The sequence below is a fragment of the Pseudomonas fragi genome (assembly GCF_002269505.1).
Classification (GTDB): Bacteria; Pseudomonadota; Gammaproteobacteria; order Pseudomonadales; family Pseudomonadaceae; genus Aquipseudomonas; species Aquipseudomonas fragi_D.
Window position 1 is genome coordinate 115,608 of record NZ_NQKQ01000004.1, and the last position, 13,580, is coordinate 129,187.

Below are 13,580 nucleotides of genomic sequence, written 5' to 3' on the forward strand. Positions count from 1 at the left end.
CAGTTTCTCCTTTGATGCCATTGCATAAAGCGGCAGGCCGAGCAGCCTGCCACTGAAACGCCGGGGTCCGTGGCTTACATCAAACGCTTGCGTTCGCTCGAAGGCGCTATCCCGAGGGATTCGCGGTACTTGGCGACGGTGCGACGGGCTACCTGAATACCTTGTGCCTCCAGTAAACCAGCGATCTTGCTGTCACTCAACGGCTTTTTCTGATTTTCCGCAGCAACCAGTTTTTTGATGATGGCACGGATCGCGGTGGACGAGCATTCGCCGCCCTCGGAGGTGCTGACGTGGCTGGAGAAAAAGTACTTGAGCTCATAGATACCGCGCGGGGTATGCATGAATTTTTGCGTGGTAACCCGTGAAATGGTCGATTCATGCATGCCGACGGCTTCTGCGATGTCATGCAGCACCAACGGCTTCATGGCCTCGTCGCCGTATTCCAAAAAGCCACGCTGATGCTCGACGATCTGGGTCGCCACTTTCATCAGGGTTTCGTTACGGCTCTGCAGGCTTTTGATAAACCAGCGCGCTTCCTGCAGCTGGTTACGCATAAACGTGTTGTCGGCGCTGGTGTCTGCACGGCGTACAAAGCCTGCGTATTGCGCGTTGACGCGCAGGCGCGGCACAGATTCCTGGTTAAGCTCGACCAGCCAGCGCTCGTTGTCCTTGCGCACGATCACGTCAGGTACGACGTATTCAGCTTCGCTGGATTCGATTTGCGAACCCGGGCGCGGGTTGAGGCTCTGTACCAGTTCGATGACCTGACGCAGTTCGTCCTCTTTGAGCTTCATGCGCCGCATCAGCTGGCTGTAGTCGCGTGCGCCCAGCAGATCGATGTAATCCGTGACCAGGCGCTTGGCCTCGTTCAACCAGGGTGTCTTGGCCGGCAATTGGCGCAACTGCAGTAGCAGGCACTCGCCCAGGTTGCGAGCGCCAATGCCGGCCGGCTCGAATTGCTGGATGCGGTGCAGGACGGCTTCGATTTCATCGAGCTCGATGTCCAGCTCGGGGTCGAACGCTTCGAGAATTTCTTCGAGGGTCTCGTCCAGGTAGCCCTGGTTGTTGATGCAGTCGATAAGGGTCACGCCGATCAGGCGGTCGGTATCGGACATCGGTACCAGATTCAATTGCCACAGCAGATGGCTTTGCAGGCTTTCGCCGGTGGAGGTACGGGTGGTGAAGTCCCACTCGTCATCGTCGTTGCTTGGCAGGCTGCTGGCGCTGGTCTGGTAGATATCTTCCCAGGCGGTGTCCACGGGCAGTTCGTTGGGGATGCGCTCGCCCCAGTCGCCATCTTCCAGACTGTCTACGGTCTGGGCGGTTTCCTGGTAGGAGGGCTCTTGAACGTCGGGATTGGGCTTTTGCTCAATGTTGTCGGCAAGGGGGTCTGCATTGTCGAAGTCGTCGCCTTCTTCCTGGCGTTCGAGCATCGGGTTGGACTCCAGAGCTTCCTGGATTTCCTGTTGCAGGTCGAGGGTCGACAATTGGAGCAGGCGGATGGCCTGTTGCAGCTGAGGTGTCATAGTCAGCTGCTGGCCCATTCTCAGGACTAGCGATGGTTTCATGGCAGGGGCTTAACACCTTATTCGCCGGCGCACATGGCGCCATCCACTACAGGGCGCGTGAGCGCCAAACATAAGCAAATTATATGCCTGAAACTGGTGCGTTTGCCTAGGGGGCGGTCTAAATTAGTTTGCGGGTGGGGTGCTGATCGGGAGTGCCCGGTTGAGCATTTGGGCAATAAAAAGCTGGCGCATTTTTTACTGCCCGGATGCCCCGGCGGCCCGTGATATGTCCGGGCTTACAGGCGGAACTCGTGGCCCAGGTAAACTTCTCTCACCAACTTGTTGGCCAGAATCGTTTCAGCATCGCCTTCAGCGATCAGTTGCCCGTCGTTGACGATATAGGCGGTTTCGCAGATGTCGAGCGTTTCACGGACATTGTGGTCCGTGATCAGCACGCCAATGCCCTTGGCCTTGAGGTGGTAGATGATTTGCTTGATGTCGCCCACCGAGATCGGATCGACACCGGCAAAGGGTTCGTCGAGCAGAATGAACTTGGGAGCTGTAGCCAGTGCGCGGGCGATTTCTACCCGGCGACGCTCACCACCCGACAGGCTCATGCCCAGGTTGTCGCGAATGTGGTTGATATGGAATTCCTGCAACAGGCTTTCCAGCTCCTTGCGACGACCGGCCTTGTCGAGCTCCTTGCGGGTTTCTAGGATCGCCATGATGTTGTCGGCCACCGACAGCTTGCGAAAGATCGAGGCTTCCTGTGGCAGGTAACCGATACCGGCGCGTGCGCGACCGTGCATGGGCTCATGGCTGACGTCCAGGTCGTCGATCAGGACGCGGCCCTGATCGGCATGCACCAGGCCGACAATCATGTAGAAACAGGTGGTTTTGCCCGCGCCGTTAGGGCCAAGCAGGCCCACGATTTGCCCGCTGTCGATCGACAGGCTGACATCACGCACTACCTGACGGCTCTTGTAGCTTTTGGCCAGATGCTGGGCTTTCAGAGTTGCCATTACTGGGCCTTCTGCTGGTCGGTTTTCTTCTTGGGCTGGATCACCATGTCGACGCGCGGGCGTGGCGCAGTGACATTGGCACCATTGGCCCGGCCGGCATTGGCGACCTGCTTGACCGTGTCGTAGACGATTTTCTCGCCTTCGGTGGTGTTGCCGTCGTTGATGACCTTGGCCTTGTCAATCAGCACGATGCGGTTTTGTGGCGCATGGTATTGAATGGTGACGGCGTAAGCCTGAACCGGTTTGGGGTCGGTGGCTTTCTGCAGTTGCTCGAAGTAGGCCAGGTTGCCTACGGATGTAACCACGTCGATTTCGCCCGCAGCATTACGGGTGATGGTGACGGTGTTACCGGTGATTTTCATCGAGCCCTGGGTGATGATGACATCGCCCTTGTAGGTGGCAATACCTTGCTTGTCATCCAGTTGCGCCTCGTTGGCCTGGATGCGGATAGGCTGTTCGTTGTCGTTCGGCAGAGCCCAGGCGCTCACGCTTCCCAGTGCTGCGCTCAGGCTGAGCAATAATGGGAGGGTTTTAACGAGACTCATACTGTCCTCTTACGTTGGACAGCAGGTCCATCCTGCCGTCTTTCAAATATGCTTTCATTCCCTTGCCAGTGGTTACGCCGCCAGCGCCGTCGATTCTAACGTCTCGCTCGGTCTGCGCATATTCCTTCTGGGGGAATACAGTCATGCGTGTACTGGTAATAATGGTGGTGCGGTTTTTGTCATCGGTACGGGCAACACGCACCGAATCGATCAGCTCGACCTCGGTGCCGTCCGGGTTGACTTCGCCGCGCTCGCTTTTCACGTGCCACGGGTATGCCGTGCCGCGGTATAGCTGCATATCGGGTTGGGTCAATTGAGTGACCTCGGAAGCTTTCAAATGTTCCAGCTTCTCGGAGGTCATCTCGTATTGCAGCTTGCCGTCAGGCAAAAACTGACGACTGTGCGCATTGATGGCGAAATAGTCGATAGCTTTTTCATCAACCGCCAGGGTAGGGGCATCGAGAAAGCGTTCCGGCCTGATATTCCAGTAGCCAACCGCTGCAAACAGCGAGGCAATCACCGCGAACAGCAGTATTTGGCGAATCTTTTTGCTAAGCATACAAAGCTCTATAGGTAGGCGGCGTGAGCTGCGTCCAGGCTGCCCTGGGCACGCAGAATCAGTTCGCAGAATTCGCGGGCGGCACCTTCGCCGCCACGTGCCAGGGTCACGCCGTGGGCGTGCTCACGAACAAAGCTCGCGGCATTGGCCACAGCCATGCCCAGGCCGACGCGGCGGATTACCGGCAGGTCAGGCAAGTCGTCACCCAGGTAGGCAACCTGTTCATAGCTTAGGTTGAGTTGGCCAAGAAGCTCGTCCAGAACGACCAATTTATCTTCCCGGCCCTGATACAGGTGTGGAATTCCCAGGTTTTGTGCGCGGCGCTCAACCACCGGGGTTTTGCGACCGCTGATGATTGCTGTCTGTACTCCGGCGGCCATGAGCATCTTGATGCCCTGGCCGTCGAGGGTGTTGAAGGTCTTGAATTCGCTGCCATCTTCGAGGAAGTACAGGCGACCGTCGGTCAACACTCCATCAACATCAAAAATGGCCAGCTTGATGTTTTTGCCGCGCTTGAGAAGTTCCTGGGTCATTACATTACTCCTGCGCGTAGCAGATCGTGCATGTTCAAGGCGCCCACCGGGCGATCTTGCTTGTCGACAACCACCAGTGCGCTGATTTTGTGATCTTCCATGATCTTCAGCGCTTCGGCGGCCAGCATGTCGGCGCGAGCGGTCTTGCCGTGCGGGGTCATGACTGCGTCGATGGTGGCGTTGCGGATATCGATTTCTCGGTCCAGGGTGCGGCGCAAGTCGCCGTCAGTAAAGATTCCGGCCAGTCGACCGTCTTCTTCTATGACTACGGTCATGCCCAGGCCCTTGTGGGTCATTTCCATCAGCGCTTCCTTGAGCAGCGTGCCGCGCACCACTTGTGGCAGCTCGTCGCCCGAATGCATAACGTTTTCGACCTTGAGCAGCAGGCGGCGGCCCAGCGCACCCCCCGGGTGGGAGAAGGCGAAGTCTTCAGCGGTAAAACCGCGGGCTTCGAGCAGGGCGATGGCCAGTGCATCGCCAAGCACCAGGGTGGCGGTGGTGGACGAAGTCGGTGCCAGGTTCAGCGGGCAGGCTTCCTGGGCCACGCGGGCGTCCAGGCTGACATCGGCGGCCTTGGCCAATGGCGATTCGGGATTGCCGGTCATGCTGATGAGCTTGATGCCCAGGCGCTTGATCAGCGGCAGCAGGGTGACGATTTCAGCGGTCGAGCCGGAGTTGGACAGCGCGAGAATGATGTCATCGCGAGTAATCATGCCCATGTCGCCATGGCTGGCTTCTGCCGGGTGAACAAAAAAAGCCGTGGTGCCGGTGCTGGCCAGGGTCGCGGCAATCTTGTTGCCGATATGCCCTGACTTGCCCATGCCAACCACGACTACCCGGCCTTTACTAGCCAAAATCATCTCGCAAGCACGTACGAAATCTGCGTCGATATGTGTCAGCAAGCCCTCTACGGCTTCCAGTTCGAGGCGGATGGTGCGCTGGGCAGATTGAATCAGGTCGCTGGATTGGCTCATGGTTGAAGTCGGGTAGCCTGAGAAAAGGCAAAGATTATAGCGGTTATATGGCTTTCCCTCACGCTTGATCGCAGGGCTTTGTTGTCTCTGAATGCAAAGTACTCGTGTGTTTGCAGAAAAAACCTGTTTATTTCACTGTACCGAGACTTAACCGGCACTCCTTCGGTCTTGGGCGGTCACTATGTGCAGTGGTATAGTTCGCCGCCAGTTCGGCCCGCCAGGGAACGCGTGCTTCTTCACAAGAAGTTTGGTGTCCGGGTGAGAGGCAGAGGCTGCATCGCAAGGAGTTTAGATGAGCGCCGATAACGCCTACGCGGTCGAGCTGAAGGGAGTGTCCTTCAAGCGCGGTACGCGCAGCATCTTCAATAATGTCGATATTCGTATCCCGCGTGGCAAGGTCACGGGGATCATGGGCCCGTCTGGCTGCGGCAAGACCACACTTTTGCGCCTGATGGGCATGCAACTGCGTCCCAGCAGCGGCGAAGTGTGGGTCAACAATCAAAACTTGCCGGCCCTGTCGCGCAGTGATTTGTTTGATGCCCGCAAGCACATGGGCGTGTTGTTCCAGAGCGGTGCGCTGTTTACCGATCTGGACGTGTTCGAGAACGTTGCTTTCCCGCTGCGGGTGCATACCGAGCTGCCGGAAGAAATGATTCGTGACATCGTCTTGCTGAAATTGCAGGCGGTGGGCTTGCGCGGGGCCATCGATCTGATGCCCGACGAGTTGTCCGGCGGCATGAAGCGCCGGGTAGCACTGGCGCGGGCAATTGCCCTCGATCCGCAGATCCTGATGTATGACGAACCTTTCGTGGGGCAGGACCCCATCGCAATGGGCGTGTTGGTACGCCTGATTCGTCTGCTCAATGATGCATTGGGAATCACCAGCATCGTGGTTTCTCATGATCTGGCAGAAACTGCGAGTATTTCCGACTATCTATATGTAGTCGGTGATGGCCAGGTGCTGGGGCAGGGCACGCCGGAAGAGTTGATGAACGCCGATAATCCGCGCATTCGTCAGTTCATGACCGGCGATCCGGATGGTCCGGTTCCGTTCCACTTTCCGGCGTCGGACTACCGAACCGATCTACTGGGGAAGCGCTGATGCGCAAGACTTCATTAATGAGCCGTATCGGTCTGTTCGGCAGGGCCGGGATCGACACCGTCGCGGTACTGGGGCGCTCGGCAGTGTTCCTGTTTCATGCATTGCTGGGGCGTGGCGGTATTGGTGGCGGGTTTGGTTTGCTGATCAAGCAACTGCACTCCGTGGGTGTCATGTCGCTGGTGATCATTGTCGTGTCCGGCATATTTATCGGCATGGTACTGGCGCTGCAGGGCTTCAGCATCCTGTCCAGCTATGGTTCCGAGCAGGCGGTCGGGCAGATGGTTGCCCTGACCTTGCTGCGTGAGCTGGGGCCGGTGGTGACCGCCTTGCTGTTCGCCGGGCGTGCGGGTTCGGCGCTGACCGCTGAAATCGGCAACATGAAATCGACCGAGCAACTGTCCAGTCTGGAAATGATTGGTGTCGATCCGCTCAAGTACATTATTGCGCCGCGGTTGTGGGCCGGGTTCATTTCCCTGCCGGTGCTGGCGATGATTTTCAGTGTGGTCGGGATCTGGGGTGGTTCGTGGGTCGCTGTAGACTGGCTGGGCGTCTACGACGGTTCCTACTGGGCCAATATGCAAAACAGCGTAACCTTCAGTGGTGACGTAATTAACGGGATCATCAAAAGCATCGTGTTTGCCTTTGTGGTGACCTGGATTGCCGTGTTTCAAGGTTATGACTGTGAGCCCACTTCAGAGGGGATCAGCCGTGCCACTACCAAGACCGTGGTGTATGCCTCACTGGCAGTCCTCGGGCTGGACTTTATTTTGACCGCCTTGATGTTTGGAGATTTCTGATGCAAAACCGCACCATGGAAATCGGTGTCGGCCTGTTCCTGCTGGCTGGCATCCTGGCTTTGCTGTTGCTTGCCCTGCGGGTCAGCGGGCTGTCCCCGACGGCGAGCACTGACACTTACAAGCTCTATGCCAATTTCGACAATATTGCCGGCCTGACCGTGCGCGCCAAAGTCACCATGGCTGGCGTGACCATCGGCAAGGTAACGGCGATCGACCTGGACCGTGACAACTACATGGCCCGCGTCACATTGCAGCTCGAAAAAGCGGTGGATAACCTGCCTGTGGATTCGACAGCGTCTATCCTTACGGCTGGCCTGCTGGGCGAGAAGTACATCGGCATCAGCGTGGGTGGCGAAGACGCCATCCTCAAGGATGGTGGCACCATTCACGACACACAGTCGTCGCTGGTCCTTGAAGACCTGATCGGCAAATTCCTGCTCAATACCGTTAGCAAAGACGCCAAATAAGGAGCTTTTAGATGATTTCTCACTTGCGCCGTGGCCTGCTGGTAATACTGGCCGCAGCCCTTCCTCTGGTGGCGAACGCGGCACCGGGGCAGTCGGCCCATGACATCGTTTCAGATACCACGACCCGGTTGCTGGCCGATCTGGCTGCCAACAAAGAGCAATACAAACAAAGCCCGAGCAAGTTCTACGATGCCCTGAACGAAATCGTCGGCCCGGCGGTAGATGTCGATGGCATCTCAAAAAGCATCATGACGGTCAAGTACTCGCGTAATGCAACGCCTGCCCAGATGCAGCGCTTTCAAGAGAACTTCAAGCGCAGCCTGATGCAGTTCTATGGCAATGCCCTGCTTGAATTCAAGAACCAGGGTATTACTGTTGGCCCGGCCAAGGACGAAAGCGGCGATCGCACCAGTGTCGACATGACCGTCAAGGGCGACAACGGCGCCATTTACCCACTGTCCTATACCCTTAACAAGGTCAACGGCGAGTGGAAAGTGCGCAACGTAATCATCAATGGCATCAATATTGGCAAGCTGTTCCGTGATCAGTTCGCTGATGCCATGCAGCGCAACGGCAATAACCTGGATAAAACCATCGACAACTGGGCTGGTGAAGTGGCCAAGGCCAAGCAGACCACTGATGCGGCATCGCCCAAGGCAGCTGGCCAATGAGTGAAGCGGCCATAACCCTGGCCGGCGAGAGCGAGCTGCGCCTGACTGGCGTGCTCGATTATCAGACTGGTCCCCGCTTGCGCACAGAAGGCCAGGCCCTGATCAAAAAAGCACTGGCCAAAGAGCTGGTGGTTGACTGCTCGGGCGTGACCAAATCGAGCAGCGTAGGTTTGTCGCTGCTGCTGTGTTTTATCCGTGATGCCCAAGCCCTGAACAAGCCATTGAGCATTCGTGCCATGCCTGAAGATATGCGCGAAATCGCCCAGGTCTCGGGTGTTACCGAACTGCTGGCACATCATTAATCGCCACATATTATAAAGCCCCCCTGTCAGAGTCCTGTTATGCGGGGTTCGCAGGCGCGGGGCTTTTTTGTATGATGGCCGACCCGTGCGCGTTAGGCGCCGATTGAGGTTGAGCATGCAGGCCGTAGAAGTGAAGAGCTTTCTTGAAGGAAAGCTGCCAGGAACCCAAGTAGAAGTTGAGGGCGAAGGCTGCAACTTTCAGTTGAACGTGATCAGTGACGAACTGGTGGCCCTGAGCCCGGTCAAACGTCAACAAAGCATCTATGCCCATTTGAACCCTTGGATCGCTGATGGCAGCATCCATGCGGTCACTATGAAATTCTTCAGCAGCGCGGCCTGGGCCGAGCGCACCTGAGCCCCCTGAGCCCATTGGCGTCGAGATTGTTATGGATAAATTGATTATTACCGGCGGTGCCCGTCTTGATGGCGAGATCCGTATTTCCGGGGCAAAAAACTCTGCCTTGCCGATTCTGGCTGCGACCTTGCTGTGCAATGGCCCGGTAACGGTTGCCAACCTGCCGCATTTGCATGACATCACCACCATGATCGAGCTGTTCGGTCGCATGGGCATTGAGCCGGTGATCGATGAGAAGCTCAGCGTCGAAATCAACCCGAACACCATCAAAACCCTGGTCGCACCGTACGAACTGGTTAAAACCATGCGTGCGTCGATCCTGGTGCTGGGCCCGATGGTTGCGCGCTTCGGTTATGCCGAAGTAGCCCTGCCAGGCGGTTGCGCCATTGGTTCGCGTCCGGTTGACCTGCACATCCGCGGCCTTGAAGCCATGGGCGCAGTGATCGATGTTGAAGGCGGCTACATCAAGGCCAAGGCACCGGAAGGCGGCTTGCGCGGTGCCAACTTCTTCTTCGATACCGTCAGCGTGACCGGTACCGAGAACATCATGATGGCCGCAGCTCTGGCCAATGGCCGCAGCGTGTTGCAGAACTCTGCACGCGAGCCTGAAGTCGTCGACCTGGCCAACTTCCTCAACGCCATGGGCGCCAAGGTCAGCGGCGCAGGCACTGACACCATCACCATTGATGGCGTCAAAGAGCTGCACTCAGCGACCTACCGCGTGATGCCTGACCGTATCGAGACCGGTACTTACCTGGTCGCAGCTGCCGTGACCGGTGGCCGCGTGAAGGTCAAGGATACCGATCCGACCATCCTCGAAGCTGTTCTTGAGAAGCTCAAGGAAGCCGGCGCCGAAGTTACTACCGGTGAAGACTGGATCGAGCTGAACATGCACGGCAAGCGCCCTAAAGCGGTGAACGTGCGTACGGCTCCGTACCCGGCGTTCCCGACCGACATGCAGGCGCAGTTCATCTCGCTCAACGCCATTGCCGAAGGCACGGGCGCAGTGATAGAGACGATCTTCGAAAACCGCTTCATGCACGTGTATGAACTGCACCGCATGGGCGCCAAGATCCAGGTTGAAGGCAACACTGCCATCGTTACTGGCACCGAGACCCTCAAGGGCGCGCCAGTCATGGCGACCGACCTGCGTGCTTCGGCCAGCCTGGTGATTTCGGCGCTGGTGGCTGAAGGCGATACCCTGATCGACCGCATCTACCACATCGACCGTGGTTACGAGTGCATCGAAGAAAAACTGCAAATGCTGGGCGCCAAAATCCGCCGCGTTCCGGGCTAGTTTTTGCTGTTTGGCATCATGGGCACAGGGATAGTGTCCAGCTGCCAGGTGACGTAACGGCTTGCAAGCGTTACCTTACCTGGCCTCGAATCGTTCAAGTCGAGCCTGATATCAGGCTCGATGCTTGTCCGGCGCCGATTGCGCACGGGCAAAAGTACCCTGATAAGGACTTACGTTTCCCATGTTGACCATTGCACTGTCCAAGGGCCGTATCCTTGACGACACCCTGCCGCTTCTGGCCGAAGCAGGCATTGTGCCGACCGAGAATCCGGACAAAAGCCGCAAGCTGATCATCCCGACTTCACAGCCCGACGTCCGCCTGCTGATCGTCCGTGCCACCGACGTGCCGACTTACGTTGAGCATGGTGCCGCCGACCTCGGTGTGGCCGGTAAAGACGTGCTGATGGAGTACGGTGGCCAGGACCTGTACGAGCCGCTGGACCTGCAGATTGCCCAGTGCAAGCTGATGACCGCCGGTGCCATTGGTGTCGCCGAACCCAAGGGCCGTCTGCGCGTTGCGACCAAGTTCGTCAACGTCGCCAAGCGTTACTACGCCGAACAAGGCCGTCAGGTCGACATCATCAAGCTGTACGGCTCGATGGAGCTGGCCCCGCTGATTGGCCTGGCCGACAAGATCATTGACGTGGTCGATACCGGCAACACCTTGCGCGCCAATGGCCTGGAACCCCAGGAATTCATTGCCGCCATCAGCTCCCGCCTGGTGGTTAACAAGGCTTCGATGAAAATGCAGCACGCCCGTATTCAAGCCCTGATCGATACCCTGCGCAAAGCAGTGGAATCTCGACACCGCGGCTGACTCACCTGCGCGGCTTCTTGCCGCGCCCATCTATCCGCGCAATAGCCAGAAATCTCAGGTACCCACGCGGATGGCTTGGTAGTCTTGTGGTGCCTGAGCTGTGCAAAACCCCTATTCCAAGCATTCGCCCATTACCGAGGCCCTCGCTATGACCGCTCCCACTGCAATTCGCCGACTCAACGCTGCTGACCCGGACTTCGCGCAGCATCTGGATCATCTGCTGAGCTGGGAAAGTGTGTCTGACGACTCGGTCAACCAGCGTGTGCTCGACATCATCAAGGCCGTGCGCGAGCGCGGTGATGCAGCCCTGGTCGAATTCACCCAGCGTTTCGACGGCCTTGAAGTGGCCTCGATGGCTGACCTGATCCTGCCGCGCGAGCGTCTGGAACTGGCCCTGACCCGCATCACTGCGCCACAACGTGAAGCACTGGAAACAGCCGCACAGCGCGTGCGCAGCTACCACGAAAAACAGAAACAGGACTCCTGGAGCTACACCGAAGCCGATGGCACGGTGCTGGGCCAGAAAGTCACGCCGCTGGATCGAGCCGGTCTGTACGTACCGGGTGGCAAGGCGTCGTACCCGTCGTCGGTGCTGATGAACGCGATTCCGGCCAAGGTTGCTGGCGTAACCGAAGTGGTGATGGTCGTGCCGACCCCGCGTGGCGAAATCAATGAGCTGGTGCTGGCTGCCGCCTGCATTGCGGGCGTTGACCGGGTGTTCACCATTGGTGGTGCTCAAGCGGTTGCAGCACTGGCTTATGGCACCGAAAGTGTGCCGAAAGTAGACAAAGTAGTAGGCCCGGGCAACATCTATGTCGCTACTGCCAAGCGCCATGTGTTTGGCCAGGTCGGTATCGACATGATCGCCGGCCCTTCGGAAATTCTCGTGGTCTGCGATGGCCAGACCGACCCGGACTGGATTGCCATGGACCTGTTCTCCCAGGCCGAGCACGACGAAGACGCGCAGGCGATTCTGGTCAGCCCCGATGCCGAGTTCCTCGACAAGGTAGCGGCCAGCATCGCCAAACTGCTGCCGACCATGGAGCGCGCCGAAATCATCGAAACCTCGATCAATGGTCGCGGTGCACTGATTCAGGTGAACGACATGCAGCAGGCGATCGACGTCGCCAACCGCATTGCCCCGGAACACCTGGAGCTGTCGGTGGCTGACCCGCAAGCCTGGTTGCCGCAGATCCGCCACGCTGGTGCGATTTTCATGGGGCGTCACACCTCCGAGGCGTTGGGCGACTACTGCGCGGGGCCCAACCATGTATTGCCGACTTCCGGCACGGCGCGTTTTTCGTCGCCGCTGGGGGTGTATGACTTCCAGAAGCGCTCCTCGATCATCTTCTGCTCTGAGCAGGGTGCTTCCGAGTTGGGCAAAACCGCTTCGATTCTCGCCCGCGGCGAGTCGCTGACCGGTCACGCCCGCAGTGCCGAATACCGCATCCTCGCCGACAAACAGGGGCAATAAGCATGAGCAAGTTCTGGAGTCCATTCGTAAAAGAGCTGGTGCCTTATGTGCCGGGCGAGCAGCCGAAGCTGACCAAACTGGTCAAGCTCAACACCAATGAAAACCCCTACGGGCCTTCGCCTAAAGCACTGGCAGCGATGCAGGCCGAAATCAACGACAACCTGCGTCTGTACCCGGACCCCAACAGTGACCTGCTCAAGCAGGCGGTGGCGGAGTACTACGGCGTGCAGATCGATCAGGTGTTCCTGGGCAACGGCTCTGACGAAGTGCTGGCCCATGTATTCAATGGTCTGTTCCAGCACGACAAACCGCTGCTGTTCCCGGATATCAGCTACAGCTTTTATCCGGTTTACTGCGGTTTGTACGGCATCGAATTTGACGCCGTAGCACTGGATGAGCAGTTCCAGATCCAGCCTGCGGACTATGCCCGGGCCAATGGCGGAATTATTTTCCCGAACCCCAACGCACCGACAGGTTGCCTGTTGGCGCTGGAAGCCATCGAGCAGATCCTCAAGACCAACCCGGATTCAGTGGTGGTCGTGGATGAGGCGTATATCGATTTTGGCGGTGAGACGGCTATCAGCCTGGTGGATCGCTACCCGAACCTGCTGGTCACCCAGACCCTGTCCAAATCGCGCTCCCTGGCTGGCTTGCGTGTTGGCCTGGCGGTGGGTCACCCGGATCTGATCGAAGCGCTGGAGCGGATCAAGAACAGCTTCAACTCTTATCCGCTGGACCGTATCGCCATTGTAGGGGCGGCGGCAGCGTTTGCCGATCGTGAGTACTTTGAGCACACCTGCCAGTGGGTGATCGACAGCCGTGAACAGGTAATCGGGCAATTGCAGGCGCTGGGTTTTGAAGTGCTGCCATCGGCCGCGAACTTTATCTTCGCCCGTCACCCGGAGCACGATGCGGCGGCGCTGGCGGCCAAGTTGCGCGAGCAGGGCGTGATCGTGCGTCACTTCAAGCAACTGCGCATTGCCCAGTTCCTGCGGATCAGCATTGGTACGCCGGAGCAGAATGCAGCGTTGATTGAAGGGCTGTCAGACTTGTAACCGCTGCCCTCACCCTAGCCCTCTCCCGGAGGGAGAGGGGACTAAAGCAAGAGCAGTATTCGCGCAGCACCACAAATCGGCCCCCTCTCCCTTTGGGAGAGG

General features: G+C 58.1%; 16 protein-coding genes. 10 read left to right on the top strand and 6 right to left on the bottom strand.

Annotation, left to right across the window (positions count from 1 at the left end; all coding sequences use genetic code 11):
• Positions 1–74: 74 nt before the first annotated feature.
• The 6 genes from CJU81_RS05600 to CJU81_RS05625 form a co-directional block, all read right to left on the bottom strand.
• The gene (locus CJU81_RS05600; RefSeq protein ID WP_095035833.1) at positions 75–1,568 is read right to left on the bottom strand and encodes an RNA polymerase factor sigma-54; all 1,494 of its coding nucleotides are present in this window, start codon (positions 1,566–1,568) and stop codon (positions 75–77) included.
• A gap of 236 nt (positions 1,569–1,804) precedes the next feature.
• Positions 1,805–2,530 carry an LPS export ABC transporter ATP-binding protein gene (gene lptB / locus CJU81_RS05605; protein ID WP_016781798.1) on the bottom strand — a complete coding sequence of 242 codons (726 nt, stop codon included), beginning with the start codon at positions 2,528–2,530 and terminating at the stop codon, positions 1,805–1,807.
• Positions 2,530–3,075 carry a lipopolysaccharide transport periplasmic protein LptA gene (gene lptA, locus CJU81_RS05610; protein ID WP_095035834.1) on the bottom strand — a complete coding sequence of 182 codons (546 nt, stop codon included), beginning with the start codon at positions 3,073–3,075 and terminating at the stop codon, positions 2,530–2,532. The genes lptB and lptA overlap by 1 nt, the downstream gene beginning before the upstream one ends.
• On the bottom strand, positions 3,062–3,634 hold the full coding sequence (gene lptC, locus CJU81_RS05615) for an LPS export ABC transporter periplasmic protein LptC (RefSeq protein ID WP_095035835.1): 573 nt from the start codon (positions 3,632–3,634) through the stop codon (positions 3,062–3,064). The genes lptA and lptC overlap by 14 nt, the downstream gene beginning before the upstream one ends.
• Before the next feature lie 8 nt (positions 3,635–3,642).
• Positions 3,643–4,167 carry a KdsC family phosphatase gene (locus tag CJU81_RS05620; RefSeq protein WP_095028997.1) on the bottom strand — a complete coding sequence of 175 codons (525 nt, stop codon included), beginning with the start codon at positions 4,165–4,167 and terminating at the stop codon, positions 3,643–3,645.
• The gene (locus CJU81_RS05625) at positions 4,167–5,141 is read right to left on the bottom strand and encodes a KpsF/GutQ family sugar-phosphate isomerase (protein ID WP_095001144.1); all 975 of its coding nucleotides are present in this window, start codon (positions 5,139–5,141) and stop codon (positions 4,167–4,169) included. The genes CJU81_RS05620 and CJU81_RS05625 overlap by 1 nt, the downstream gene beginning before the upstream one ends.
• A gap of 292 nt (positions 5,142–5,433) precedes the next feature.
• Here CJU81_RS05625 and CJU81_RS05630 point away from each other — a divergent pair, with 292 nt between their 5' ends.
• From CJU81_RS05630 to hisC, 10 genes are all read left to right on the top strand, one after another.
• Positions 5,434–6,243, top strand: a complete 810-nt coding sequence (locus tag CJU81_RS05630) for an ATP-binding cassette domain-containing protein (RefSeq protein ID WP_095035836.1) — start codon at positions 5,434–5,436, stop codon at positions 6,241–6,243.
• On the top strand, positions 6,243–7,040 hold the full coding sequence (gene mlaE / locus CJU81_RS05635) for a lipid asymmetry maintenance ABC transporter permease subunit MlaE (protein ID WP_095028995.1): 798 nt from the start codon (positions 6,243–6,245) through the stop codon (positions 7,038–7,040). The genes CJU81_RS05630 and mlaE overlap by 1 nt, the downstream gene beginning before the upstream one ends.
• Positions 7,040–7,507 (top strand): outer membrane lipid asymmetry maintenance protein MlaD, encoded by a 468-nt coding sequence (mlaD, locus tag CJU81_RS05640; RefSeq protein ID WP_016781805.1) that lies wholly within the window; start codon positions 7,040–7,042, stop codon positions 7,505–7,507. The genes mlaE and mlaD overlap by 1 nt, the downstream gene beginning before the upstream one ends.
• An 11-nt stretch (positions 7,508–7,518) precedes the next feature.
• Positions 7,519–8,178, top strand: coding sequence for an MlaC/ttg2D family ABC transporter substrate-binding protein (locus CJU81_RS05645; RefSeq protein ID WP_095035837.1), 660 nt, complete (start codon positions 7,519–7,521; stop codon positions 8,176–8,178).
• A complete protein-coding gene (locus CJU81_RS05650) occupies positions 8,175–8,480 on the top strand; it encodes an STAS domain-containing protein (RefSeq protein WP_095035838.1) in 306 nt (101 codons plus the stop codon). The genes CJU81_RS05645 and CJU81_RS05650 overlap by 4 nt, the downstream gene beginning before the upstream one ends.
• Positions 8,481–8,595: 115 nt before the next feature.
• Positions 8,596–8,835 carry a BolA family protein gene (locus CJU81_RS05655; RefSeq protein WP_003439919.1) on the top strand — a complete coding sequence of 80 codons (240 nt, stop codon included), beginning with the start codon at positions 8,596–8,598 and terminating at the stop codon, positions 8,833–8,835.
• Positions 8,836–8,866: 31 nt separating this feature from the next.
• Positions 8,867–10,132 (top strand): UDP-N-acetylglucosamine 1-carboxyvinyltransferase, encoded by a 1,266-nt coding sequence (gene murA / locus CJU81_RS05660; protein ID WP_095028992.1) that lies wholly within the window; start codon positions 8,867–8,869, stop codon positions 10,130–10,132.
• 181 nt (positions 10,133–10,313) lie between these two features.
• Positions 10,314–10,949, top strand: a complete 636-nt coding sequence (gene hisG, locus CJU81_RS05665) for an ATP phosphoribosyltransferase (RefSeq protein ID WP_095035839.1) — start codon at positions 10,314–10,316, stop codon at positions 10,947–10,949.
• Positions 10,950–11,097: 148 nt separating this feature from the next.
• Complete coding sequence (gene hisD, locus CJU81_RS05670; RefSeq protein ID WP_095035840.1) at positions 11,098–12,423, top strand: histidinol dehydrogenase; 1,326 nt, start codon at positions 11,098–11,100, stop codon at positions 12,421–12,423.
• A 2-nt stretch (positions 12,424–12,425) separates the two neighbouring features.
• Complete coding sequence (gene hisC / locus CJU81_RS05675; RefSeq protein WP_095035841.1) at positions 12,426–13,478, top strand: histidinol-phosphate transaminase; 1,053 nt, start codon at positions 12,426–12,428, stop codon at positions 13,476–13,478.
• The last annotated feature ends 102 nt before the right edge of the window (positions 13,479–13,580 follow it).